The sequence below is a fragment of the Streptomyces sp. P9-A4 genome (assembly GCF_036634195.1).
Taxonomy (GTDB): Bacteria; Actinomycetota; Actinomycetes; order Streptomycetales; family Streptomycetaceae; genus Streptomyces.
In genome coordinates, this window is record NZ_JAZIFY010000001.1 from 5,796,283 (window position 1) to 5,819,821 (window position 23,539).

20 protein-coding genes and 2 pseudogenes are annotated in these 23,539 nt (G+C 69.7%); 16 read left to right on the forward strand and 6 right to left on the reverse strand.

Features of this window, described 5'->3' with window-relative positions:
- Positions 1-8 precede the first annotated feature (8 nt).
- On the forward strand, positions 9-1,070 hold the full coding sequence (locus V4Y03_RS26140) for a hypothetical protein (RefSeq protein WP_332436460.1): 1,062 nt from the start codon (positions 9-11) through the stop codon (positions 1,068-1,070).
- Between the two features lie 54 nt (positions 1,071-1,124).
- Here the strand turns inward: V4Y03_RS26140 and V4Y03_RS26145 are convergent, their stop codons facing one another.
- Positions 1,125-1,628 (reverse strand): DUF3093 domain-containing protein, encoded by a 504-nt coding sequence (locus tag V4Y03_RS26145; protein WP_317872770.1) that lies wholly within the window; start codon positions 1,626-1,628, stop codon positions 1,125-1,127.
- Positions 1,629-1,686: 58 nt separating this feature from the next.
- Here V4Y03_RS26145 and V4Y03_RS26150 point away from each other — a divergent pair, with 58 nt between their 5' ends.
- The 8 genes from V4Y03_RS26150 (at position 1,687) to V4Y03_RS26185 (ending at position 9,195) form a co-directional block, all read left to right on the forward strand.
- Positions 1,687-2,271, forward strand: coding sequence for a PaaI family thioesterase (locus V4Y03_RS26150; RefSeq protein WP_317872769.1), 585 nt, complete (start codon positions 1,687-1,689; stop codon positions 2,269-2,271).
- The gene (gene dut / locus V4Y03_RS26155; RefSeq protein ID WP_056557596.1) at positions 2,271-2,783 is read left to right on the forward strand and encodes a dUTP diphosphatase; all 513 of its coding nucleotides are present in this window, start codon (positions 2,271-2,273) and stop codon (positions 2,781-2,783) included. Before V4Y03_RS26150 ends, dut begins: the two co-directional genes overlap by 1 nt.
- Position 2,784: 1 nt before the next feature.
- Positions 2,785-3,546 carry a DUF3710 domain-containing protein gene (locus V4Y03_RS26160; protein WP_317872768.1) on the forward strand — a complete coding sequence of 254 codons (762 nt, stop codon included), beginning with the start codon at positions 2,785-2,787 and terminating at the stop codon, positions 3,544-3,546.
- Positions 3,547-3,791: 245 nt separating this feature from the next.
- On the forward strand, positions 3,792-4,460 hold the full coding sequence (locus V4Y03_RS26165) for an ABC transporter ATP-binding protein (RefSeq protein WP_442809456.1): 669 nt from the start codon (positions 3,792-3,794) through the stop codon (positions 4,458-4,460).
- Positions 4,461-4,566: 106 nt separating this feature from the next.
- Complete coding sequence (locus tag V4Y03_RS26170; RefSeq protein ID WP_332436461.1) at positions 4,567-7,113, forward strand: sensor histidine kinase KdpD; 2,547 nt, start codon at positions 4,567-4,569, stop codon at positions 7,111-7,113.
- A 187-nt stretch (positions 7,114-7,300) separates the two neighbouring features.
- Positions 7,301-7,987 carry a response regulator gene (locus tag V4Y03_RS26175; RefSeq protein WP_056557590.1) on the forward strand — a complete coding sequence of 229 codons (687 nt, stop codon included), beginning with the start codon at positions 7,301-7,303 and terminating at the stop codon, positions 7,985-7,987.
- Positions 7,988-8,043: 56 nt separating this feature from the next.
- Positions 8,044-8,442, forward strand: a complete 399-nt coding sequence (locus tag V4Y03_RS26180; protein ID WP_073906407.1) for an OB-fold nucleic acid binding domain-containing protein — start codon at positions 8,044-8,046, stop codon at positions 8,440-8,442.
- A gap of 3 nt (positions 8,443-8,445) precedes the next feature.
- The gene (locus V4Y03_RS26185; RefSeq protein ID WP_317872765.1) at positions 8,446-9,195 is read left to right on the forward strand and encodes a DUF3159 domain-containing protein; all 750 of its coding nucleotides are present in this window, start codon (positions 8,446-8,448) and stop codon (positions 9,193-9,195) included.
- 73 nt (positions 9,196-9,268) lie between these two features.
- Here the strand turns inward: V4Y03_RS26185 and V4Y03_RS26190 are convergent, their stop codons facing one another.
- Both V4Y03_RS26190 and V4Y03_RS26195 read right to left on the reverse strand, forming a co-directional pair.
- Complete coding sequence (locus tag V4Y03_RS26190; protein ID WP_317872764.1) at positions 9,269-9,946, reverse strand: potassium channel family protein; 678 nt, start codon at positions 9,944-9,946, stop codon at positions 9,269-9,271.
- Positions 9,946-10,614: a potassium channel family protein gene (locus V4Y03_RS26195; protein WP_030321520.1), complete on the reverse strand. Its 669-nt coding sequence runs from the start codon at positions 10,612-10,614 to the stop codon at positions 9,946-9,948. Before V4Y03_RS26195 ends, V4Y03_RS26190 begins: the two co-directional genes overlap by 1 nt.
- Before the next feature lie 234 nt (positions 10,615-10,848).
- On the opposite strand from V4Y03_RS26195, the gene V4Y03_RS26200 reads away from it, so the two are divergent.
- Together V4Y03_RS26200 and V4Y03_RS26205 are read left to right on the forward strand one after the other, a co-directional pair.
- Entirely contained in the window at positions 10,849-12,900 is a 2,052-nt protein-coding gene (locus tag V4Y03_RS26200) for an APC family permease (RefSeq protein WP_317872763.1), read from the forward strand.
- A gap of 59 nt (positions 12,901-12,959) precedes the next feature.
- Complete coding sequence (locus V4Y03_RS26205) at positions 12,960-14,288, forward strand: class I SAM-dependent RNA methyltransferase (protein WP_317872762.1); 1,329 nt, start codon at positions 12,960-12,962, stop codon at positions 14,286-14,288.
- A 458-nt stretch (positions 14,289-14,746) separates the two neighbouring features.
- Here the strand turns inward: V4Y03_RS26205 and V4Y03_RS26210 are convergent, their stop codons facing one another.
- Complete coding sequence (locus V4Y03_RS26210) at positions 14,747-15,631, reverse strand: hypothetical protein (RefSeq protein WP_332436462.1); 885 nt, start codon at positions 15,629-15,631, stop codon at positions 14,747-14,749.
- A gap of 430 nt (positions 15,632-16,061) precedes the next feature.
- On the opposite strand from V4Y03_RS26210, the gene V4Y03_RS26215 reads away from it, so the two are divergent.
- The 3 genes from V4Y03_RS26215 (at position 16,062) to V4Y03_RS26225 (ending at position 20,307) form a co-directional block, all read left to right on the forward strand.
- Entirely contained in the window at positions 16,062-16,415 is a 354-nt protein-coding gene (locus V4Y03_RS26215; protein ID WP_332436463.1) for a DUF2399 domain-containing protein, read from the forward strand.
- A 93-nt stretch (positions 16,416-16,508) separates the two neighbouring features.
- Positions 16,509-17,663 carry a hypothetical protein gene (locus tag V4Y03_RS26220; RefSeq protein ID WP_332436464.1) on the forward strand — a complete coding sequence of 385 codons (1,155 nt, stop codon included), beginning with the start codon at positions 16,509-16,511 and terminating at the stop codon, positions 17,661-17,663.
- 514 nt (positions 17,664-18,177) lie between these two features.
- The gene (locus V4Y03_RS26225; RefSeq protein WP_332437267.1) at positions 18,178-20,307 is read left to right on the forward strand and encodes a DUF2075 domain-containing protein; all 2,130 of its coding nucleotides are present in this window, start codon (positions 18,178-18,180) and stop codon (positions 20,305-20,307) included.
- A gap of 56 nt (positions 20,308-20,363) precedes the next feature.
- Here V4Y03_RS26225 and V4Y03_RS26230 read toward each other — a convergent pair whose 3' ends face one another.
- Both V4Y03_RS26230 and V4Y03_RS26235 read right to left on the reverse strand, forming a co-directional pair.
- Positions 20,364-20,492, reverse strand: coding sequence for a DUF6408 family protein (locus tag V4Y03_RS26230; RefSeq protein WP_332436465.1), 129 nt, complete (start codon positions 20,490-20,492; stop codon positions 20,364-20,366).
- A 258-nt stretch (positions 20,493-20,750) separates the two neighbouring features.
- Positions 20,751-22,622 carry a DUF2075 domain-containing protein gene (locus V4Y03_RS26235; RefSeq protein ID WP_332436466.1) on the reverse strand — a complete coding sequence of 624 codons (1,872 nt, stop codon included), beginning with the start codon at positions 22,620-22,622 and terminating at the stop codon, positions 20,751-20,753.
- 466 nt (positions 22,623-23,088) lie between these two features.
- Between V4Y03_RS26235 and V4Y03_RS26240 the strand changes: the two are divergent.
- Together V4Y03_RS26240 and V4Y03_RS26245 are read left to right on the forward strand one after the other, a co-directional pair.
- Positions 23,089-23,283, forward strand: a pseudogene (locus V4Y03_RS26240) (arginine-ornithine antiporter); the annotation flags it as partial.
- Positions 23,260-23,493, forward strand: a pseudogene (locus V4Y03_RS26245) (arginine deiminase family protein); the annotation flags it as partial. The pseudogenes V4Y03_RS26240 and V4Y03_RS26245, both read left to right, overlap by 24 nt.
- Positions 23,494-23,539: the final 46 nt, after the last annotated feature.

Sequence of the window (23,539 nt, forward strand, 5' to 3'; positions counted from 1 at the left end):
GCACGGCCGTGGCAGGCGACACACCGTCCCGGAAGCGGCGTCCACGGCTCCCCGGGAGCCGGAAGACGTACAAGGGCGGCTCAGGCCCGGCAGAGGGTGCCCAGGAGGCCCCCGAAGCCGAGCACACCGCCGCCCCGCACTCCCTCGGCGTACGTGACGACGAGCGAGGCCTCCCGGCCTCGCTCGAGGCACCCGCCGGGCCGGACCCGGTCCGGCTGCCGGCGGAGCGCGGAGCGGGGCGGAGCGACGTGCCGGACGAGGCACGGCGCGACGAGGCGCGGCAGGGCGGACGCTTCGGCGCCGTCGGTCGCCTCGCCAATCCCGCGCGGGCCCAGCTCGACAAGATGAAGATCGACTCCGGCCGGATCGACGCCGTCCGGCGCGGCGTCGCGCAGGGCGTCCGACAGGGCGTGAAGCGCGGCGGCGACAGCGCCAAGGCCGGCCTCGGGCATCTCGCCGACCGGCTGATCGACCTCGCCCCGCGGATCCCGGTCCGCGATCTGGCGACCCTTCGCAAGCAGTTTCCCGGCCTCGGCCCGGAGGAACTCGCCGACAAACTCGTCACCGGCGCGGCGAACGCGAGTTCGACCGTGGGTGCGAGTGTCGGCGCCGCCGCCATGCTCCCCGTACCCCCGGCCATGCCGGCGGAGCTCGCGGCCGAGATCACCGGCGTCGCCGCCGTGGAACTCAAACTCATCGCCGAACTGCACGAGGTCTACGGACTGCGGCCGCCCGGCCGGCTCCCCCAGCGTTCGGCGGCCTATCTGACCTCCTGGGCCGAGGAGCGGGGCATCGACCCCACTCGGCCCACCACCGTCAACGCGGCGCTCGGCGGACAGCTCAAGCGCGAACTGCGCCAGCAGATCATGAAGCGCATGGTGCGCAACCTGCCGAACCTCATGCCGTTCATGGTGGGCGCGGCCGTCGGCGCGGTCATGAACCGCCGCGACACCAAGAAGCTCGCCGGGCACATCCGCAAGGACCTGCGCCGCCGCCAGGTCCCCTGGGACGCCCTCCGGGAGCTGCCCCCGCTGGAACAGCCCGAGAACCCGAAGGAAATCGGCTTCTAGGCGCTCGCGACGCGTGCGTCCGGGGCCGGTGGCCCCGGACGGATCCGCTGGGCCTCAGTCGCCGGAACCCGCGCGTACGGCGTCCAGCGCCGCCACCAGGGCCTCCGGCTCACGGCTGGACAGGTACACGTAAGGAGTCGGGTCCGCCGGGTCCGTCACCTCGACCCGCACCGCCCGCGGCACATAGCTGCGCATCAGCATGAACGCGCGCGGGTCGGCCTTGTGGGTGCGCCACGCGCGCGCCTCCTCCGGGTCCAGCACCTCGGCCGCCCCCAGCGCCGAGACCGGGATCCGCGCGTCGCCCGCCACGAGCGAACCGGCCACCACGCGCACGCGTGCGGAGCCGTACGAGGAGACCGCCGCCCCCGCGAGCACCGCCGCCACGATCAGACCGCCCAGCATCGGGACCGTGCCCAGCGGGAACATGATCAGGCCGCCGGACAGACCGAGCAGGCCGGCGATGAACCACCACGAGCGGGGCGCCGTCAGCCGCTCGTCGAACCGCGGCGCGGCGGACGGCACGGGGGAGGGGGCCGGGGACGGTGCGGAAGGCTGCATGCGTCCAAGCTTGGCACGGCGCGACCAGCGCCCATCCGCGCGGGTAAGGTCTGCGCCTGTGACTGCACAATCAGCCCCCCTCACCCCGCCGGCCGACGCCATACCGCCGGTACGCCACCCCGACGCGCCGGCCCCCGGCGAGCTGCTCGGTGCGCACTACGAGTACTGCTTCGGGTGCGGCGGCGGGCAATCGCACGGCCTCCACCTGGAAGCGCGCGCGGGCGAGGGCGTGACCGTCACCGCCGAGTTCACGGTGACCCCCGACCACCAGGGCGCCCCCGGCCTCGCGCACGGCGGCGTGCTCGCCACCGCGCTCGACGAGACCCTCGGCTCCCTGAACTGGCTGCTGCGGGTCATCGCCGTGACCGGCCGCCTGGAGACCGACTTCGTGCGGCCCGTCCCGGTGGGCACCGTGCTCCACCTGGCGGCCGAGGTCACCGCCGTGGACGGCCGCAAGATCTTCTCGACCGCCGTCGGCCGGATCGGCGGGCCCGAGGGGCCCGTCGCCGTCCGCGCGGACGCCCTCTTCATCGAGGTCAAGGTCGACCACTTCATCGACAACGGCCGCCCGGAGGAGATCCGGGCCGCCATGTCCGACCCCGACCAGGTCCGGCGCGCCCGCGCCTTCGAGGTGAACCCCTGATGCGCAACCCTGTCGACGTACTGATCCGGCGTGTGGACCCTGAGGTGCCGATCCCGGCCTACGGGCACCCCGGTGACGCCGGGGCGGACCTGGTGACCACCGAGGCCGTCGAGCTGGCCCCCGGGGAGCGCGCCGTGCTGCCCACCGGGGTCTCCATCGCGCTGCCCGACGGGTACGCGGCCTTCGTGCACCCCAGGTCGGGACTCGCGGCCCGCTGCGGAGTGGCGCTCGTGAATGCCCCGGGGACGGTGGATGCCGGGTACCGTGGAGAGATCAAGGTGATCGTGGTCAATCTCGACCCGCGCGAGAGCGTGCGGTTCGAAAGATTCGACCGGATTGCCCAGCTTGTCGTCCAACAGGTCGAGAAGGTGCGCTTCCACGAGGTGGCGGAGCTTCCCGGCTCGGCGCGGGCCGAGGGGGGCTTCGGGTCCACCGGCGGTCATGCCGCCGTGGACGGCACAACGGGTGGGAATCGATACGCTTCGGTCGTATCCGACCGGGAAGGACAGTGACGTGTTCGGACGTCGCAAGAAGAGCGGTGCCGCCGAGGACGCGGCGAGCGAGGCCGAGCAGGTCGTCGACGCGGTGGACGGCGAGGACGCGGACGCGACTCCGCGCCGGGTGAACCTTCCGCCGGCGCCCCGGCCCGACGGACCCTGGGACATCACCGAGGTCGCCAAGCCCGACGAGGGCCGTGTGGACCTCGGCGGGGTCTTCGTGCCCGGTGTCGAGGGTATGGAACTGCGGGTGGAGGTGGCGGGCGACGCGATCGTCGCGGCCACCGTCGTCCTGCGGGACAGCGCGGTGCAGCTGCAGGCCTTCGCCGCCCCCAAGAACGAGGGCATCTGGGGCGAGGTCCGCGACGAGATCGCCACCGGGATCGTCCAGCAGGGCGGTGTCATCGACGAGGTCGAGGGCCCCCTCGGCTGGGAGCTGCGGGCCCAGGTCCCCGTCCAGCTGCCGGACGGCAACCGCGGCGTCCAGCTGGTCCGCTTCGTGGGCGTCGACGGACCCCGCTGGTTCCTGCGCGGAGTGATCTCCGGGCAGGGCGCGGTCCAGCCCGAGGCGGCCGGTCTGCTGGAGCAGATCGTCCGGGACACCGTGGTCGTCCGCGGCGAGGGCCCGATGGCCCCGCGCGACCCGATCGTCCTCAAGCTGCCGGACGACGCGCAGATGGTGCCGGACGGTGTGCAGCAGGAGGAGCAGGAGAACTCCCGCTTCTCCGGCGGCATGGGCCAGCTCCAGCGCGGTCCGGAGATCTCCGAGATCCGCTGAGCGCACGCTTCGGCTGGTGGGCCGCTTCCCGTACGACACGTACGGGAAGCGGCCCACCGCCGTTTTCCACAGGTCGGAAAGCGGCCCACCGGCCCTTTTCCACAGGTTCCGCCCTCCGGCTCTGGCCCTCGGGCCGGGCCGCGGACCATACTGGCGGGCACATGTTCGAGGAGGGGGAGCACAGCGTGAGCGAGAGCAGCACGAGGTCCGCGACGGCCGTCATCGAGGACCCGGCGGGACCGCCGATGGTCCGAGTGGAGAACCTGCGCCGTTCGTACGGCACGGGCGAAGCCGCCGTCCACGCCCTGCGGGGGGTCTCCTTCGACATCCCGCGCGGTGAGCTCGTCGCCCTCAAGGGCCGCTCGGGTTCCGGCAAGACGACGCTGCTGAACCTCGTCGGCGGCCTCGACAGCGCCGACGGCGGTTCGATCGTCATCGACGGCATCGACCTCTCCACGCTCGGCGAGAGCGGACTCCTGGAGCTGCGCCGCGACCGGATCGGCTTCATCTTCCAGTCCTTCGGACTGCTCCCCATCCTCTCCGCCGCGGAGAACGTGGGCGTGCCCATGCGCCTGCGGAAGGCGGACCCGAAGGAGCGCGAGGAGCGGGTGTCCCTGCTGCTCGGTCTGGTCGGACTCGCCGACCACGCGGCCCAGCGGCCCGGCGAGCTCTCCGGTGGCCAGCAGCAGCGGGTGGCCATCGCCCGCGCCCTCGCCAACAAGCCGGCGCTGCTGATAGCCGACGAGCCGACGGGCCAGCTGGACCAGGAGACCGGCCTCGCCGTCATGCAGCTGCTGCGCGCGGTGGTGCGCAGCGAGGGCTGCACGGCCCTGGTCGCCACCCACGACCCCCAGCTGCTGGGCCTGGCCGACCGCGTCCTGGAACTCAGCGACGGCGAGATCATCGAGCACTGAACCGCACGCGGAGGGGCCGCGGGGTGACATCAGGATCACGTCAATACCGCCCCGGGCCCGCTCCCCGCGTACGGAATGTCCGATTGGCTGGACGTATGGTCATCCCATGGGACGCGGCAAGCTTCGGATCTACCTCGGCGCTGCGCCGGGCGTCGGCAAGACCTACGCGATGCTCTCCGAGGGGCACCGCCGGGTGGAGCGCGGCACGGACTGCGTGGTCGCCTTCGTGGAGCACCACGGGCGCCCGCGCACCGAGGTGATGCTGCACGGCCTGGAGCAGGTGTCGCGCCGCACCCTGGAGTACCGGGGCGCCGCCTTCACCGAGATGGACATCGACGCCGTCCTGGCCCGCCGCCCCGCCGTCGCCCTCGTCGACGAGCTCGCCCACACCAACGTGCCGGGTTCCCGCAACCCCAAGCGCTGGCAGGACGTCGCCGAACTGCTCGCGGCCGGCATCGACGTCATATCGACGGTCAACATCCAGCACCTGGAGTCCCTCGGTGACGTGGTCGAGGCGATCACGGGCGTACGGCAGCGGGAGACCGTCCCCGACGAGGTGGTGCGCCGGGCCGACCAGATCGAGCTGGTCGACATGTCCCCGGAGGCCCTGCGGCGCCGGATGGCCCACGGGAACATCTACCAGCCGGACCGGATCGACGCCTCCCTGTCGAACTACTTCCGCCCCGGCAACCTCACGGCCCTGCGCGAGCTGGCCCTGCTCTGGACCGCCGACCGGGTCGACGAGTACCTCCAGCAGTACCGGGGCGAGCACAACATCCGCTCCACCTGGCAGGCCAGGGAGCGCATCGTCGTCGGTCTGACCGGCGGTCCCGAGGGCCGCACCCTCATACGGCGCGCCACCCGCCTCGCCGAGAAGGGCGCGGGAGGTGAGGTCCTCGCCGTCTACATCGCCCGCAGCGACGGGCTCACCGCGGCCTCCCCGAAGGAGCTGGCCGTCCAGCGGACCCTGGTCGAGGACCTCGGCGGAACGTTCCACCACGTCATCGGCGACGACATCCCCTCCGCCCTGCTGGAATTCGCCCGCGGGGTCAACGCCACGCAGATCGTCCTCGGCTCCAGCCGCCGCCGCACCTGGCAGTACATCCTCGGCCCCGGCGTCGGCCAGACCGTGGCCCGCGATTCGGGGCCCGACCTCGACGTCCACATCGTCACGCACGGCGAGGTCGCCAAGGGACGCGGCCTGCCCGGCGCCCGCGGCGCCCGGCTCGGCCGCTCGCGCATCCTGGCGGGCTGGCTGGTCGGTGTGGCGGGACCGGTCGCCCTTTCCCTGCTCCTCACCCATGTCGACGCCGACCTCGGCCTCGCCAACGACATGCTGCTCTTCCTGGCCCTGACGGTCGCCTCGGCGCTGCTCGGCGGCTTCCTGCCGGCGCTCGGCTCGGCCGCCGTCGGATCCTTCCTCCTCAACTGGTTCTTCACCCCGCCCGTCCACCGGCTCACCATCGCCGACCCCGCGAACATCGTCGCCATCGCCGTGTTCTTCGGCGTCGCGATGTCCGTCGCCTCGGTGGTGGACCTGGCCGCCCGGCGCACCCAGCAGGCCGCCCGGCTGCGCGCCGAGTCCGAGGTGCTCTCCTACCTCGCGGGCAGCGTGCTGCGCGGCGAGACCAGCCTCGACGCCCTCCTCGAGCGGGTCAGGGAGACCTTCTCCATGGAGTCCGTCGCCCTGCTGGAACGGGTGGACGAGGTCGAACCGTGGACCCCGGCCGGGAGCGTCGGCCCGCACCCGGCGGCCCGGCCCGAGGAGGCGGACGTGGACATGCCGGTCGGTGACCATCTGGCGCTCGCCCTCTCCGGCCGGGTGCTGCCCGCCGAGGACCGGCGGGTGCTGGGCGCCTTCGCCGCCCAGGCGGCGGTCGTCCTCGACCGGCAGCGGCTCGTCGGAGAGGCGGAGGAGGCCCGCAAGCTGGCCGAGGGGAACAAGATCCGCACCTCGCTGCTCGCCGCCGTCAGCCACGACCTGCGGACCCCGCTGGCGAGCATCAAGGCCTCCGTCTCCTCTCTCCGTTCCGACGACATCGAGTGGTCCGAACAGGACCGTGCCGAATTCCTGGAGGGCATCGAGGCGGGCGCCGACCGCCTCGACCACCTCGTCGGCAACCTCCTCGACATGTCCCGCCTCCAGACCGGCACCGTCACCCCCTTGATCCGTACGGTGGACCTCGACGAGGTCGTCCCCATGGCGCTGGGGGGAGTACCGGACGGCAGCGCCGAGCTGGACGTCCCCGAGACGCTGCCGATGGTCGAGGTCGACAAGGGCCTCCTGGAACGGGCCGTCGCCAACATCGTGGAGAACGCCGTCAAGTACAGCCCCGAGGGCGTGCCCGTCGCCGTCGCCGCCAGCACCCTGGGGGACCGTGTCGAGCTCCGGGTGGTGGACCGCGGTCCCGGGGTGCCCGACGAGGCCAAGGACGGCATCTTCGAACCCTTCCAGCGCTTCGGCGACGCCCCCAGGGGGTCCGGGGTCGGCCTGGGCCTCGCGGTCGCCCGTGGTTTCGTGGAGGCCATGGGCGGGACGCTGGGCGCCGAGGACACCCCGGGCGGCGGTCTGACGATGGTGCTCACGCTCCGGGCCGCGCCGGGCGGCCCCCCGGCCCCGGCCGCCGACCTCCCGGCCCATGCGGTGACCTGACCGAGGGGCGCGGGCGCACGAACGCGAGCCACTGCCCGGCCGCACGAACCGAGCCCGCCGCCCCCGTGGACGTACCGCAATGGCCCGCCGTCCCCGTACGACCGGGCCCACCGCCCGGCCCTCACACCCTCCCGTACTCTCTTGCTCCCCGCCCGAACGGGCGACCGAAGAAGGAAGGCCCCCCTCCATGACCCGGGTTCTCGTGGTCGACGACGAGCCGCAGATCGTCCGCGCCCTGGTGATCAACCTCAAGGCGCGGAAGTACGAGGTCGACGCCGCGCCCGACGGTGCCACCGCCCTCCGGCTCGCCGCCGAACGCCACCCCGACGTCGTCGTGCTCGACCTCGGACTGCCCGACATGGACGGTGTCGAGGTCATCAGGGGCCTGCGCGGCTGGACCCGCGTGCCGATCCTGGTGCTCTCCGCCCGGCAGACCTCCGACGAGAAGGTCGAGGCGCTCGACGCCGGCGCCGACGACTACGTCACCAAGCCCTTCGGCATGGACGAGCTGCTCGCCCGGCTGCGCGCGGCCGTCCGCCGTGCCGAACCGGTCGGCGGCGCCGAGGACGGGGTGGTGGTCGTCGAGACGGCGGGCTTCACCGTCGACCTCGCGGCGAAGAAGGTCCACCGCGACGGCCGGGACGTCCGGCTCACCCCCACCGAGTGGCACCTCCTCGAAGTCCTGGTCCGCAACAGCGGTCGCCTGGTCAGCCAGAAGCAGCTGCTCCAGGAGGTCTGGGGACCCTCGTACGGCACGGAGACCAACTACCTCCGGGTGTACATGGCGCAGCTGCGGCGCAAGCTGGAGACCGACCCCTCGCACCCCCGCCACTTCGTCACCGAACCGGGCATGGGTTACCGCTTCGAACGCTGAACGGACGGACGCCCCGGGCCGCCCTCGGTGACGGTGGCGGCCGGTACGCTTTCTGTATGAGTGCTGCACCGCGTACAGAGAAGCCGGCCGGTAGGTTCCGCCGGATGCTCGACCGGCTCTCCTCCTCCCCGGAGGACCTGGAGTCGGAGGAGCTCCAGGAGGACGCCGAGGCGTCGGGGTGCACCCGTATCTGCGACTGCTCCGACCGCCAGATAGTCAAGGTGACTGGTACCTTGCGCACGGTCACGCTGCGTCCTCGGGCCGGTGTACCCGCGCTGGAGGCCGAACTGTTCGACGGCACGGCACCGCTCGACGTCGTGTGGCTCGGACGTCGCTCCATCGTGGGCATCGAGCCGGGCCGCAAGCTGATCGCCTCCGGCCGGATCTCCATGAGCCACGGCCGGCGGGTCCTCTTCAACCCCAAATACGAGCTCCGACCGCTCGGACAGGAGTAGCCGGTGACGTCCCTCGACAAGCCGACCACCGCCCCGCCGACCCCGGACCAGGACGCCCAGGCCGACAGGGCGGTGACCGAGGCGGCGCTCTTCGAGGCCTTCGGCGGCCTGCGCGGCATGATCGAGACCGTCCTGCCCGGCCTGCTGTTCGTCACGATCTTCACGATCAACAAGAACCTGCACGTCTCGGCGATCGCCGCGCTCGCGGTCTCGCTGGTGCTGGTCGCCGTCCGGCTGATCCGCCGGGACACCGTCAAGCACGCGTTCAGCGGGGTCTTCGGCGTCGCCTTCGGCGTGGTCTTCGCGATGATGACGGGCAACGCCAAGGACTTCTACCTGCCGGGCATGCTGTACACCCTGGGCCTCGCCCTCGCGTACATCATCACGGCGCTCGCCGGGGTCCCGCTGATCGGCCTGATCCTCGGCCCGGTCTTCAAGGAGAACCTCTCCTGGCGGACCCGCAACCCCGGCCGCAAGAAGGCGTACGCGAAGGCCAGCTGGGCCTGGGGCCTGATCCTGCTCGGCAAGTGCGCGGTCCTCTTCCCGCTGTACTGGTGGGCCGACCCGACCAAGTTCGGCTGGGTGTCGGTCGCCCTCAAGATCCCGCCGTTCCTGCTCGCGGTCTACCTCACCTGGGTCTTCCTCGCGAAGGCTCCGCCGCCGATCGACGTCTTCGCCGAGATGGAGGCCGAGGAGCTCGCCGAGAAGGAGCGCAAGGCGGCCGCCGCCGCGCAGACGCCCCCGGAGGCCTGAGCCGCGCCACGCGAAAGGGCCCGGACCTGACGAACAGGTCCGGGCCCTTCCCCGTACACCCGCTTGCGGAGCCTCAGGACTCCGTCGGCTCGCGGCGGACCTGGAGCAGGTCCTCCAGCTGCTCCTCGCGGGCCTGCGCGGCCACGAACAGCAGCTCGTCGCCGGCCTCCAGGGTCTCCTCGGTGCTCGGCGTCAGCACCCGCGAACCGCGGATGATCGTCACCAGCGAGGTGTCCTGCGGCCAGTCCACGTCCCCGACCGAGGTGCCGGCGAGCGCCGACTCCGGCGGCAGCGTCAGCTCGACCAGGTTCGCGTCGCCGTGGCTGAAGCGGAGCAGCCGGACGAGGTCGCCGACGCTCACCGCCTCCTCCACGAGCGCCGACATGAGGCGCGGCGTCGAGACGGCCACGTCCACGCCCCAGGCCTCGTTGAACAGCCACTCGTTCTTCGGGTTGTTCACCCGGGCGACGACCCGCGGCACGCCGTACTCGGTCTTGGCGAGCAGCGAGACGACCAGGTTGACCTTGTCGTCACCGGTCGCCGCGATCACCACGTTGCAGCGCTGGAGCGCCGCCTCGTCGAGCGAGGTGATCTCACAGGCGTCGGCCAGCAGCCACTCCGCCTGCGGCACCCGCTCCACCGAGATGGCGGTCGGCGCCTTGTCGATGAGCAGGACCTCGTGCCCGTTCTCCAGCAGCTCGCCCGCGATGGAACGGCCCACCGCGCCCGCGCCCGCAATAGCGACACGCATCAGTGACCACCCTCCTCGGGACCCTCGGCGAAGGCCTCCTCGACCTTCGCGATCTCGTCCGTACGCATCATCACGTGCACCAGATCGCCTTCCTGGAGCACCGTCTGCGAGGTCGGCAGAATCGCTTCGCCCAGCCGGGTGAGGAAGGCGACGCGGACGCCGGTCTCCTCCTGGAGCCGGCTCACCTTGTGGCCGATCCACGCGGGGGAGGTGTGCACCTCGGCGAGCTGCACGCCGCCGCTCGGGTCACGCCACAGCGGCTCGGCGCCGGAGGGCAGCAGCCGGCGCAGCATCTGGTCGGCGGTCCAGCGGACCGTCGCGACCGTCGGGATGCCGAGGCGCTGGTACACCTCGGCGCGCCGCGGGTCGTAGATCCGCGCCGCCACGTTCTCGATGCCGAACATCTCGCGCGCGACCCGCGCCGCGATGATGTTCGAGTTGTCGCCGCTGCTCACCGCGGCGAAGGCACCGGCGTCCTCGATGCCGGCCTCGCGCAGCGTGTCCTGGTCGAAGCCCACGCCCGTGACGCGCCGACCGCCGAAACCCGACCCCAGACGACGGAAGGCCGTCGGGTCCTGGTCGACGACCGCGACGGTGTGCCCCTGCTGCTCCAGGGTCTGCGCGAGAGCGGCTCCCACTCGCCCGCAGCCCATGATGACGATGTGCACGTCCCCTTACCCCGCACTCCTGATCGCCCTGCTGACCTGCGAAAACACCCTGCTCACAACTTTCCTCACCCGATCCGCCCGGGTCGCGGCGGGCAACACCCTGCCGGGTCACCCGGTCCGAGCTTAAGCGGCAACGCTGGCCGGGACAGCATCCGAGGTGGTACTCAGGGAGATTCCGTGCCGATCGGGGGTGCTGGTACACGTGGCTCTTTTCGAACGCTTACGATCCTCTCCGTGTCCAAACTGACCGACGTGCCCAAACGGATCCTGATCGGGCGGGCCCTGCGCAGCGACAAGCTCGGAGAGACCCTTCTCTCCAAGCGCATCGCCCTCCCCGTCTTCGCCTCCGACCCGCTGTCCTCGGTGGCGTACGCACCCGGCGAGGTGCTGCTCGTCCTCTCCGTCGCCGGTCTGTCGGCCTACCACTTCAGCCCGTGGATCGCCCTCGCGGTCGTCGTCCTGATGTTCACGGTGGTCGCGTCCTACCGGCAGAACGTCCACGCGTACCCGAGCGGCGGCGGCGACTACGAGGTCGCCACCACCAACCTCGGGCCGAAGGCCGGACTCACCGTCGCGAGCGCCCTGCTCGTCGACTACGTCCTGACCGTCGCGGTGTCGATCTCCTCGGGCATCGAGAACCTCGGCTCGGCGATCCCCTTCGTCGTCGAGCACAAGGTGGCCTGCGCGGTCGGTGTGATCGTGCTGCTCACCGTGATGAACCTGCGCGGAGTGAAGGAGTCGGGCTCGCTCTTCGCGATCCCGACGTATGTCTTCGTCGTCGGCGTCTTCATCATGATCATCTGGGGCGCGTACCGGGGGATCGTCCTCGACGAGACCATGAAGGCGCCCACCGCGGGCTTCGAGATCAAGGCCGAGCACGAGGGTCTGGCCGGCTTCGCGCTGGTCTTCCTGCTGCTGCGCGCCTTCTCCTCCGGCTGCGCCGCCCTCACCGGCGTCGAGGCCATCTCCAACGGCGTCCCCGCCTTCCGCAAGCCGAAGTCGAAGAACGCCGCCACCACGCTCGCCCTCATGGGCGGCCTGGCCGTCACCATGTTCTGCGGCATCATCTTCCTGGCCATGGCCACCGACGTCCGGATGGCCGAGAAGCCCGCCGAGGACCTGCTGCACAACGGCGTCCCGCTCGGCGAGAGCTACGTCCAGGACCCGGTCATCTCCCAGGTCGCGGCCGCCGTCTTCGGCGACGGAACGTTCTTCTTCGTCATCCTCGCCGCCGCCACCGCGCTCGTCCTCTTCCTGGCCGCCAACACCGCGTACAACGGCTTCCCGCTCCTCGGCTCGATCCTCGCCCAGGACCGCTACCTGCCGCGCCAGCTGCACACCCGCGGCGACCGCCTCACCTTCTCCAACGGCATCGTGCTCCTGGCCGGCGCCGCCGCCCTCCTCGTCTGGATCTACGGAGCCGACTCGACCCGGCTGATCCAGCTGTACATCGTCGGCGTCTTCGTCTCCTTCACGCTCAGCCAGATCGGCATGGTCCGGCACTGGAACCGGCACCTGAGGGCCGAGCGGGACCCGGCCAAGCGCCGCCACATGATCCGCTCCCGCGCGATCAACGCCTTCGGCGCCTTCTTCACCGGCCTGGTCCTCGTCGTCGTCCTCGCCACCAAGTTCACCCACGGCGCCTGGGTCGCCCTGCTCGGCATGGTGATCTTCTACGGCACGATGACCGCGATCCGCCGGCACTACGACTCGGTGGCCGCCGAGATCGCCGCCGCCGAGGAACGCCCCGACGAGTACGTACGCCCCTCCCGGGTCCGCTCCATAGTCCTCGTCTCCAAGCTCCACAAGCCCACCCTCCGCGCCCTGGCCTACGCCAAGCTCATGCACGCGAACGAGCTGGAGGCGCTCACCGTCAACGTCGACCCGGCCGAGACGAAGGCGCTCAAGGAGGAGTGGGAGCGGCGCGGCATCAACGTGCCCCTCAAGATCCTCGACTCGCCGTACCGCGAGATCACCCGCCCGGTGATCGAGTACGTGAAGAGCATCCGCCGCGAGAGCCCCCGCGACGCCGTCTCCGTCTACATCCCGGAGTACGTCGTCGGCCACTGGTACGAGCACCTGCTCCACAACCAGAGCGCCCTGCGGCTCAAGGGCCGCCTCCTCTTCACACCGGGCGTCATGGTGACCTCGGTGCCGTACCAGCTCCAGTCCTCCGAGGTCGCCAAGAAGCGGGCCAGGAAGCGCCAGGAGTGGAACGCGCCGGGCTCGGTCCGCCGCGGCCCGGTCGAGAAGGGTCAGAAGGAACCGGCCGGAAAGAGCAACTAGACTGGTGGGCTGCCGTGCAAACGGCAGCCCACTCTCTTCTTCCTCTGGAGTCCCCGGTCATGCAGAACACCCCTGTTACGTCGCTGGTCGGGGCGGAGTACGAGGTCGAGGTCGGTCCGGTCGCCCACGGCGGCCACTGCATCGCCCGTACGGAGGCGGGGCGGGTGCTCTTCGTCCGGCACGCGTTGCCCGGCGAGCGGGTCCGGGTGCGGGTCACCGAGGGCGAGGAGACCTCGCGCTTCCTGCGCGCCGACGCGATCGAGATCCTGGACGCCTCCAAGGACCGGGTCGAGGCCCCCTGCCCCTTCGCGGGCCCCGGCAAGTGCGGCGGCTGCGACTGGCAGCACGCCAAGCCCGGCGCCCAGCGCCGCCTCAAGGGCGAGGTCATCGCGGAACAGCTCCAGCGGCTGGCCGGGCTCACCCCGGAGGACGCCGGCTGGGACGGCACCGTCATGCCGGCCGAGGGCGACAAGCTCCCCTCGGGCGAGGTCCCGCAGTGGCGCACCCGCGTCCAGTACACGATCGACGCCGAGGGCCACGCGGGCCTGCGCAAGCACCGCTCGCACGAGGTCGAGGTCGTCGACCACTGCATGATCGCCGCCGCGGGCGTCTCGGAGCTGGGCATCGAGAAGCGCACCTGGGAGGGCATGGCCTCGGTCGAGGCCATCGCCGCCTCCGGCTCGAACGACCGCCAGGTCATCCTGACCCCGCGCCCCGGCGCCCGCCTCCCGCTGGTGGAGCTGGACAAGCCGGTCTCGGTCATGCGCGTCGACGAGAAGGACGGCGGGGTCCACCGCGTCCACGGCCGCGCCTTCGTCCGCGAGCGCGCCGACGAGCGCACCTACCGCGTCGGCAGCGGCGGCTTCTGGCAGGTCCACCCGAAGGCCGCGCAGACCCTGATGCTCGCCGTGATGCAGGGCCTGACCCCCCGCAAGGGCGAGACGGCCCTCGACCTCTACTGCGGCGTCGGCCTCTTCGCCGGCGCCCTCGCCGACCGCGTCGGCGAGCAGGGCGCGGTCCTCGGCATCGAGTCCGGCAAGCGCGCGGTGGAGGACGCCCGCCACAACCTGGCCGCCTTCCCGCGCGTCCGCATCGAACAGGGCAAGGTCGAATCGGTCCTCCCGCGCACGGGCATCACGGACGTCGACCTCATCGTCCTGGACCCCCCGCGCGCGGGCGCGGGCAAGCAGACGGTCGCCCACCTCGCAGGCCTGGGCGCCCGCCGAATCGCCTACGTGGCCTGCGACCCGGCAGCCCTGGCCCGAGACATCGCGTACTTCGCGGAGGGCGGCTACAAGGTCAGGACGCTGAGGGCGTTCGACCTTTTCCCGATGACGCATCATGTGGAGTGCGTGGCGATTCTGGAGCCGGTGAAGAAGGACGCTTGAGCTGGGGTTTCTCTGAGTGTGCGTTATGGGCGTTACATGCGTTAGACGCGATATCTCGACGCATATTCGACGCACGAACGGCGCATTGTCTGATGGGTCGTCATGTGCGGTTCGAGGCTGCTGGTCGGGGCACTCGCCCGTGTGGAGTGGTCCCCGCGGTGGGGTGGTGAGGCCAACTGCTGTGCGGTTGGCCGGTCCCGCCCTTTCGCTTCTCGGTCGTGACGTTCCGTGATGCTGAGTCGGGTGTCGGGCGGATGTCGTCTCACGGAGCGTAGCGGCTCCAGTGCCCGAGGAAGGGCTTCAGGTCGTCGGCTCGCGGTTCGGGGATGTCGGGCAGTCGGGGTGGCGTGCTCAGCGGATCGAGGCGCTCGACGGCGGCTGCCGCCCAGTCGATCCATGCCTCGGATCGGTTCGGGTTCGCCCCGGCGGCATGGTCTCGACCCGCGTGCGTACGGCGCTCACGTACTCCGCGAGTCGGGTGGCGTGGTGCCATGCGGCTTCCTGCGCCTCGAAGCGCCTGACGCGATACGCCTCGGCGTACTGGATACGGCTTCTTCCATGGCGGCTTCCCAGAGGATGCGCTTCTGGCGGGCCGCTTCGATCTCGCCGAGACGTCTGGGTTCGGCGGCTTCGCCCCGAAGCGTGACCTCCTGCGCGATCTCGGCGAGCTGGTCTTCGAGGGGATGGTTCGGGGTGTCGGCCCATTCGCTTGCCCGGTGCACCTGGCCGCCGCTGAGGACGAAGCGGAGCCGTTCGGGCGGGGTGCAGTCGAAACGGGGGATCCTGATCCAGGAGTTCTTTTTGGCTTCGTCGAGTTCCTTCTCGGTGGCGACGTGCTCAGTCCGGTCCTGTTCCTGGAGGACGAGGAACCCCAGGGTCTGGCCCTGCGCGGTGATGGTGAAGTGGGGAGACGCCCTGCGGCGGCGATGGGACGGGGGCGCGAAGCCGGTCTGCCCTGCCGCACTGGAGTGTCCTGCGTTCTCGGTGGCGATGATCAGCGCCTGGATAAGCCTGAGGGCGCGTCCTTGGACGGACTTGGTGAGGCCCAGCGGCTGGGGTTCGTTCTGCATGGCTCGGACCACGCTGTGCGGCCACGCGAACCGCGAGGGCACAGGGACGGGTTCGAGGGCGGCCAGACGCCAGGCGGCGATGTCGACGAGCTCGATCTCGTAGCCGCCACGGCACCAGCCCCCGTACAGCTCCTTCGTCTCCGGGACCCTTCCGGACCTGCGCACCGCGGCGACGCGGGAGGGCCACTTCTCCAACTCCGGACCGCTGCCACTCTTAACGATCCGGCCGCCCGCCTCCGTGAGCTCTTGCCGCAGCTGCTTCGAGAACGTCATGCGAGGCTGTGGGGAAGGACGTGGCCTTTCGCGCGGAGGCCGGGGCTTCTTGTGCTCGGGGGCCTGGGGTTACGGAGCTGCGGCTTGGGCGTTTCGCGGGCGCGACCCACGGGGAGGGTATGTGCCGTGCGCCAGATAGTGTCGGCCGGCGCTCGTCAGGACGACGCTCCACTGCCCACCCTTCCGGGAGACCGTGACCAAGCCCCGGTTCTGCAGTGCCTGGCACGTGGTCTTGTAGGAGGTGGTCTCCCAAACACCAGCATGGCACCCGGTTCCCACCCACTCCAGTACCGCAAGCTGACGCTCATTGAGCTGCCGCTCCAATGGCCCGCCTCCAACTCACCTTGGACGTTCGGCGCCTAGAAGCTGTCAGCTTCGGCCGTCGATGGCGGGTACTTCCACATGTATTTGCTCGAACGAGACGGCTGGGATGCCTCTCCGCAGAGCCGCTCGTCTCGCTTCCCGCCTTCGCGGCCCGGCTGGTCGGCGCTGCCTCCTACGCCATCTGCACGAGCGTGGGGCAGCACTGCTCTACCACGGAGACTTCGACTGGGGCGGGCTCCGCATCGCATCCGCACTGCTGCGCCGCGTTCCCTGGCGGCCCTGGCGCTACGCGGCAGCCCACTACCGCGCTGCGGCGCTCGCGAGGCCTGACGGCCCGCCACTCGCAGGGCAGCCGGCCGAGGCTCTCTGGGACCCGGATCTACAGCAGGCTCTCTTGGAACTCGCTGTCCGAGTCGAGGAAGAGACGGTTCTCGACGTGCTGCTGTCCGACCTTGCGTGACGACGGTACCGACCTGCGGCCACGACCGATCCCTGCTCGGTTGTCAGTGCAGTTTGATAAGCCTGTCGGCAGTGGTGATCGACGTTCAGGGGGATGGGGATGGAAGTGGCCGAACAACCGGTGTTTCTGCTGGGCGAGGGACTGAACGCTTTGGAGCCTGCCCCTTTCGATACCGAGGCCGAGTTCCAGGCGCTGCTCGCACGCCATCCGCGGATCCTGGACTTCGGTTCGCTCGCTGACGGCCGACCCCTTCGGCTCGTTCTCGTGGCGCGCGAGATGAGAGTCCCCACCAGTAACGAGAGCGGCTCTGCGTACTGGCTGGACCACCTGTTCGTGGACGCGGACGGTGTGCCGACCCTGGTGGAGGTCAAGCGGGCGGCCGACACCCGCATACGACGGGAAGTCGTGGGCCAGATGCTCGACTACGCCGCCAACGGGGCGCGTTACTGGCCTGCCGCGCTGCTCCGGCGGACCTTCGAGGAAACCTGTGCGGTGGACGGGCGGCCTCTCGAGGACGCCTACCAGGAGCTGTTGGGCGGCCAGTCGCCCGAGGAGTTCTGGGCGACGGTCGAGGAGCGGCTCGCGGCCGGACGGATGCGGCTGCTCTTCGTGGCGGACCGGATACCTCTGGAACTGAGGGCCATCGTCGAGTTTCTGAACCGTCAGCTGCGCCAGACGGATGTCTATGCCGTCGAGCTGACCCAGTACCGGGGCAGCGGTGATCACCGTGTGCTCGTCCCGAGGGTCCACGGCGAGGTGGCCACAGCCAACAAGACACAATCGAGGTCCGGCCAGGCGGGCCGGAAGTGGACGCTGGCCGACATGGACGTGGCACTGGAGAGCCGTAGCCCGGAGAAACGGCAGGTCGCCTTCGCGCTACTTGAGCACGCGGAGTCGGCAGGGCGTCTCGTCGGCAATAGAGCGGGGTACCCCAGTTTCTCCGTCTACTTTCCGGCCTCGGGCAGGGAGGTCCCCGTCTGGACGCTGTCACTGCGCGAGGATCCGGACAAGGACGATCTCGCCTTCAGCTTCGGGTCGATCACCCACCACCTGGGAAGCGACGCGACTTCGGCCTTCGCGGACGCCCTGCCCGCCGTGGACGGACTTGAGCAGAAGCTCGCGGCGCAACGGGCGAAGGGCTTCAAGGGCTGGCCGTCGGTTTCGATTGCGGCACTGTCCACTCAGCCGGAGGCGCTGGGCCAGGTGCTGGCGGCCATCGAGCAGCTGATGAGCGATGACAGCACCTGATCGCAGCGATCTGCGCATGACCATGCACACCGTCACTGGATCCGGCTGCGTGAGGATGTGACGCCGACGTCCTGGAAGAGTCACACCGCCGGTGCGGCCGACCGGCTTTGTCTTCCCGCAGTCGATGAGCGGGCCGTACGCGGTCTGAAGTTCGCAGAGGCGCTGCCGCCGAGACTGGCGGAAGCGACGCTTTCCGCGCGTCTGGCCGGCTTGGGGTCTGCGGTTGCCGTGTTGTCCGAACCTGTGCGATTCGTCTCGATCGCTGGGTACTGAGAGCGCCTGGGACGGGACGTCAATTTCCGTGTTGCCGGGCCTCAAGGGGTACCCAGTGACCCGCACCGCGTGATTCAGCCACGATCGCCACAGTTCCGGACGACAGCCATGGTGATGTCTTCGGCAGGCCAGGCCTTACCTAAGATCACCACAACCGAATTGCGGCCCGACGGGCTTCCTGGCCAGGACATGCCCCCACCCGCACGAGTCACTCGTGCCCTGGGGGAACCACCTCGTGTCCATGCTCCTTCTGAGACTGTCGGCTCAGGATCTGCTCACTCTCGACTCGCGCGACCGGATGGTGCCGCATCTTGCCGCCCGGTGGCGGTATTTCCGGGGAGCGGACGCCTCGGAGTCGGAGCGTTCCGCCTGGGCGGAGAGCCTCGTGAGCCTCGCGAGCGACCTGGTCGCGGCGGGACGGGGGAACGTGGAGATGATCGTCGAGTGTGCGGCCACCCTCGACGAGGCGGTCTGCCCCGGCGATCCCCGCCTTATCGACGTCGTTCTGGTGGGGCGCCATCCAGAGCGCCACGTGCCCTCCGTACAGCTGGTCGAGTTGAAACGTTGGTCGACGGTGAGCCGGGTAGAACGGGCGACCGCGGACCTGTTGCATGTGCCGGGAATCAAAGAGAAGAAGAAGCATCCGGCGCTGCAACTGGGCGCGAACTATGAGGCGTTCACGAGCCCTCGAGGTCCATTTCAGGGCGCCGACTTCGAATGCGGCGGTTTCGCCTACCTGCACAACGCCACCGACGAATCCGTAAGAACCCTGATCGACGTGGACGCGCCGACAGGGGCCTATGCCCGCGTCTACACGAGTGACCGACGCGAGCAGTTGTTGTCCGACCTCAGGATGAACTTCGCCGAGGACGGCGCGGCCTCCACGGCGGAGAGGATGCTGCAGAGCATGGGCCTGCGTAATACTCCGCTGCTCGATGCCATGATCTGGTCCCGCGGAGCCGACACTGTCTTCACTCTGCGAGGACGACAGAAGGAGGTCGCGGATCAAGTCTTCGAGACTGCTTCGAGGGTCCTACCGGATCCTCGGCGTCCCGCTTTGGTACCTGACGAGCGGCGTGTGGTCTTCCTCGTGACGGGTGGGGCGGGAACCGGGAAGAGCGCGATCGGCCTGCAGATCAAGGCAGAGCTGGAGGCTCAGGGCCGTACGGTCAAATACGCCAGCGGCAGCCGGGCTTTCAACGGGGCCCTTCAAGAACACGTCGGCTACGGGGATCGGCAGTTCAGGGAGACGTTCACCTACTTCAGCAGCTTCGTCACTCCACCCGACCCGCTCCTGGACGTAATGATCTGCGACGAGGCACACCGGCTCCGGGATCGGTCGACCAGCCGATTCTGGAAACCCGAAGAGCAGGGCACGGGTCCGCAGGTCGATGAGCTCCTGGCTGCGTCCCGCTTGACGGTGTTCTTTCTGGACGAGGGACAGTCCGTGAGACCGAACGAGGTCGGAACCGTCGGTCTGATCAAGGACGCAGCCGAACGGCACAACGCTCTCGTCATTCCTTACAAGTTGAGGGAACAGTTCCGATGCGGGGGCAGCGACGCCTACGTCCGTTGGGTGAAGGCGTTGCTCGGCGTTACGGGTGAGGAGCCCGGCAAGTGGCGCCCCGACGGACTGATGCACATCGAGGTGGCGGACACCCCGGAAGAACTTGAGCAGATCATTCGGGCAGAAGCACTGGCCGGTGCGTCCGGGCGCATGGTCGCCGGCTACTGCTGGCCGTGGACGAAGCCGCTCGGCAAGGAGCGACGACTGGAGGCTGACGTCCGTATCGGTGAGTGGCACCGGCCGTGGAACGCGGACAGCGAAAGCTTCTGCGAGGACGAGGCGCCGCCGTCGAGAATCTGGTCCGTGCACGAGAACGGCCTGGGCCAGATCGGCTGTGTCTACACCGCGCAGGGACTCGAATGGGACTGGTGCGGGGTGATCATGGGTGACGACATGGTGCGCCGCGGTGACCGGTGGGTCTTCCGGCGGGGCAAGGAACTCAAGACAGCGGAGCCGGGCATCAAGCGGGTCGCAGAACCCGGTTCGTTCGATCCCAAGGTGAAGGCCGGCAGTGTCGATGACGACGGGTTCGCGCGTCTCGTCCGGCACGCATACCACGTGTTGATGACCCGGGCCAGTCGTGCCACGGTGCTCTATTCCACGGACCAGGAGACCCGGGACTATCTCAAGAATCTCGTCGGTAAAGTCGAGATTCACGGGCTGCGTCCCACTTGGGAGAACCTGCCGGTGGAGGCGCGTACACCGCATCTGCCCAGGCCTGGCCGAGGGCGGGGGCGGGGCAAGAGCAAAGGGAAACGTCAGAAGAGTGGGGGGTCGCAGGCCTCTGAGATGAGGCTGTTCTGACAAGAGCTGTCGCATGAGTGAGGTGGCGGACTCACCGGGCCCGCCACCGGCCTGCACTAGAAGAGCAGACCTGCAATCGCCACCAGGGTCGTCACCACAAGATTGGAGACGACTGCGGCGGCAATCTCGATCAGGATCTCGCGGATCCGTTCACGACGCGCAGGCTTGCACTCGACTGAGGTCATGGCCACTCCAAAGCAGTGAGATCGGAATGGCAGGGGGACGCCCTACCGGGCATCCACGCTCGCGTCGCATGTCACCACACGACGGGCACAACCATTCCTCACCCGCAGCTCATTGGGGTGGGCTCTGGAACCGCAGCCTCGTACCCTCCGGGAAGGTGCGCAGCGCGATCATGCTATCTCGTGAGTCGATGTGGGGGTGTGGATTCGGCAGTCGCAGTCGCATGCGCGGACTAGGCACGACCCGGGTGCTTGCGACGGTCAGAGCGTCGGGGGGATCAGTGAGCGGAGCTTTTCACGGGTTTCCGGGTCCGTCGAGTAAATGATCGTGCCGATCATGCCCCGGGTCAGCAACACTTTGTACGTGTTGCGGACGAGACGGTCGACGTCCTCGTCTGCGGTGGCCTTGGTGAAGGACGGGTCCTTGGAGGTGCTTCGGTCCACCACCCATCGGTCCGTACGCCAGACGAGGTCCGGACCCATGATCACGCCGGACCAGTCGTACTCGAAGCCCTGCGCGGTGTAGACGCACCCGACCTGTCCGAACCCTGCCGGGTCGGTGGCCCAGAGGGGTGCTGGCGGGGCGCCGAGCAGGGCGCGGTCGCCAAAGAGGTTCCACGGCCTGGCCCAGTTGCCAATGACCACGTCGGTGGGCAGGGTGTGCATGCTGGAAGTGATCTTTGTCGTCCACTTCCAGCAGTAGCCCGCGGACATGCGCGCACCGTAGTCCCGGGCCCGTCGGGCAGCCAGGAAGTCCTCCAGCTCCTGGGGGGTGTCCGCGGTCAGGAGCTGTACCTTGTCGTCCGACTCCCACACGGTGGGCGCGTTTCCTTCGAGCCCCAGCAGGTCGACCACCCAGCGCAGGTAGGCGTCGCTGCCACCGCACCGGAACTGGCTGTCGAGTTTCACCACCGTGCAGTCCAGCCCCTGTTCGGCCGCGGCTTCCTGGATCTGTTCCACGGTTCCCATCTCGCCCGGACGCACCACTTGGTGCTGGTCCAGCAGGAACACCGGAACCCGCGCGGCGTCCATCAGCTCCGCCACCTGCGGTCGGCCGGTCCGCAGAGTCGCCTTTGTGTAGCGGTTGGCGGAGGTCTTGCGCAGCCGGTGCGCCTCGTCGCAGACCAGCACGTCGAGGTCGTTCGGCTCAGCCTCCATGAAGCTGTTGAAGTAGCGGAAGAGTCGTTGGACCTCAGGCTTGCGGGCACCGGCGACCTTGCGCATCGTCTTCGTGAAGGACTGCGAACCGGTGGCGTGCAGGGCCGGTACCCCGCGCCGGTAGAGGTCGCCCAACAGGGAGAGGGCGATCACGCTCTTGCCGGAGCCTGGCCCGCCGGCCACGACGACGACCTGCTTGCGGTTGGACCGCCGGGCCTGTCGGACTGCTGACATGACCGTTTCGTAGGCGAGCCGCTGTTCGTCCAGCAACACGAACTGCTCCCGGTTGCGCACCTCTTCGGCGGCAACGGCCATCAGCTGCCTCGACGGCCGCACCTTGCCCTGCAGCAGGGCGTCGGCGGCCTCGGCACCCGGCTTCGCCGCCAGCCTGGAGCGGAGGTAGCCGAGGAAGGCACCACGCTGGTCGCCGGTGAACATCCGGCCCCGATCGTCCTCGGTGACGGCGCGGAGCCCCGCCACCCCGAAGTCCGTCGCGTTGTGCAGGTAGGCGACCCCCGCGACCGAGTCGGGGGTCCGCTCCAACGCTCCGTTGAACGAGATGAGGTAGTCGCAGTAGCCGCGCACCTGCTCGATCGGGTTGAGGACCGGATCCGGGTAGGCGTCGATGCGGCACAGCAGCGGATCGTCCTCCTCCGGGTAGGCCTCGCTCCACTGCTTCAGCTCGACCACCACGTACGAGGGCTCTCCGGTACTCGGATGAACACCGGCAAGTATCACGTCCGCGCGCTTGCTGGTCAGGGGCAGCGCGTACTCCAACATCATCTCGACTTCACCGAGCCCGGCTTCGACGAGTGCGTTGGTGAGCGCCGGGATGCTTCGCTCCCAGGAGCGCACCTCCGACGGCTGGGGCCGATGGCGGTGTTTGTGCAGGAAGTTCTCGGTCAGGAGCTCGGCCAGCCGTCCTTCAAGGTGGGTGCGGTTGGCCAGCGACGCCGCGGACTCACGGAACAGCAAGGAAGTGCCCCCAGGCAGCACGAATTAGCTCGTGCGGGTGGGGGCATGTCCTTCGGTTCCACGGAAGTGGAGCGGAAGCCCGTCGGGCCGCTGAGATGGTCTTAGCCATCCTAGAACAGGCTGTGAATCAGGCGCCTGAGTTGGTCGACAACCTCGTATGTGGGGGAGCTGGTGACGCTCCTCTGACGCACACAGCTCCTTGCGTCGACGAAACGGAGACTCTGACCTGTGGCTCTGCCCCGCCGCTTGTTTCGCAATGTTTTCTCAGGGACGCACCACGTGGAGTGCGTGGCGATTCTGGAGCCGGTGAAGAAGGACGCCTGAGCTGGGGTTTCTTCGGGTGTGCGTGAAGGGTGTCGCGTGTGCCGGGTGCGGTATCCGACGCGCGTGACTCACGTTTGGCGCTTGTGGCTCGGGAAGGTCGGGCTGCCGGGGGCGGTGTACCCGGCGGGTCGAGGCGGGCTTCGGAGTGTCCCCACGGCGCTTCGCGCAGGAGACCGGCGTTGCCGGCGCGCTGATCGCCTGGTCGGTGGCGGGTCTGGGCATGCTGATGCTCGCCTTCGTCTTCCAGACCCTTGCCGTGCGCCGGCCGGACCTGGACGCGGGCGCCTACGCGTACGCCAAGGCCGGCTTCGGGGAGTGCGTGGGCTTCTTCTACGCCTCGGAGCGGCAGCAGTGGGACAGCGGCAACAAAGCCGTCGCCCTGGAGCCTGGCGTCGTCTTTACCTGCGACCGCGACACCCAGACGAACACACTGCTGCGTGCGGCGGGCGTCGAGGTCATCACGATCGTCGGTGCCGAGCTGGGGCGCGGCCGTGGCGGCGGCCACTGCATGACCTGCCCCCTGGTCCGCGACCCGGTCGCGTTCTGACGCGCACGAAGCGGCCGGGTCCCGTCGGCTGCCGGCTCCGAGTGGA

What these genes read in the sequence shown, in the direction of transcription:
- V4Y03_RS26145 (WP_317872770.1), bottom strand. Translation starts at nt 1,628, where the DNA reads ATGCAGCCTTCCGCACCGTCCCCGGCCCCCTCCCCCGTGCCGTCCGCC.
- dut (WP_056557596.1), top strand. Translation starts at nt 2,271, where the DNA reads ATGCGCAACCCTGTCGACGTACTGATCCGGCGTGTGGACCCTGAGGTG.
- V4Y03_RS26165 (WP_442809456.1), top strand. Translation starts at nt 3,792, where the DNA reads ATGGTCCGAGTGGAGAACCTGCGCCGTTCGTACGGCACGGGCGAAGCC.
- V4Y03_RS26170 (WP_332436461.1), top strand. Translation starts at nt 4,567, where the DNA reads ATGGGACGCGGCAAGCTTCGGATCTACCTCGGCGCTGCGCCGGGCGTC.
- V4Y03_RS26175 (WP_056557590.1), top strand. Translation starts at nt 7,301, where the DNA reads ATGACCCGGGTTCTCGTGGTCGACGACGAGCCGCAGATCGTCCGCGCC.
- V4Y03_RS26180 (WP_073906407.1), top strand. Translation starts at nt 8,044, where the DNA reads ATGAGTGCTGCACCGCGTACAGAGAAGCCGGCCGGTAGGTTCCGCCGG.
- V4Y03_RS26190 (WP_317872764.1), bottom strand. Translation starts at nt 9,946, where the DNA reads ATGCGTGTCGCTATTGCGGGCGCGGGCGCGGTGGGCCGTTCCATCGCG.
- V4Y03_RS26205 (WP_317872762.1), top strand. Translation starts at nt 12,960, where the DNA reads ATGCAGAACACCCCTGTTACGTCGCTGGTCGGGGCGGAGTACGAGGTC.
- V4Y03_RS26210 (WP_332436462.1), bottom strand. Translation starts at nt 15,631, where the DNA reads ATGACGTTCTCGAAGCAGCTGCGGCAAGAGCTCACGGAGGCGGGCGGC.
- V4Y03_RS26215 (WP_332436463.1), top strand. Translation starts at nt 16,062, where the DNA reads ATGCCTCTCCGCAGAGCCGCTCGTCTCGCTTCCCGCCTTCGCGGCCCG.
- V4Y03_RS26220 (WP_332436464.1), top strand. Translation starts at nt 16,509, where the DNA reads ATGGGGATGGAAGTGGCCGAACAACCGGTGTTTCTGCTGGGCGAGGGA.
- V4Y03_RS26225 (WP_332437267.1), top strand. Translation starts at nt 18,178, where the DNA reads ATGCTCCTTCTGAGACTGTCGGCTCAGGATCTGCTCACTCTCGACTCG.
- V4Y03_RS26230 (WP_332436465.1), bottom strand. Translation starts at nt 20,492, where the DNA reads ATGACCTCAGTCGAGTGCAAGCCTGCGCGTCGTGAACGGATCCGCGAG.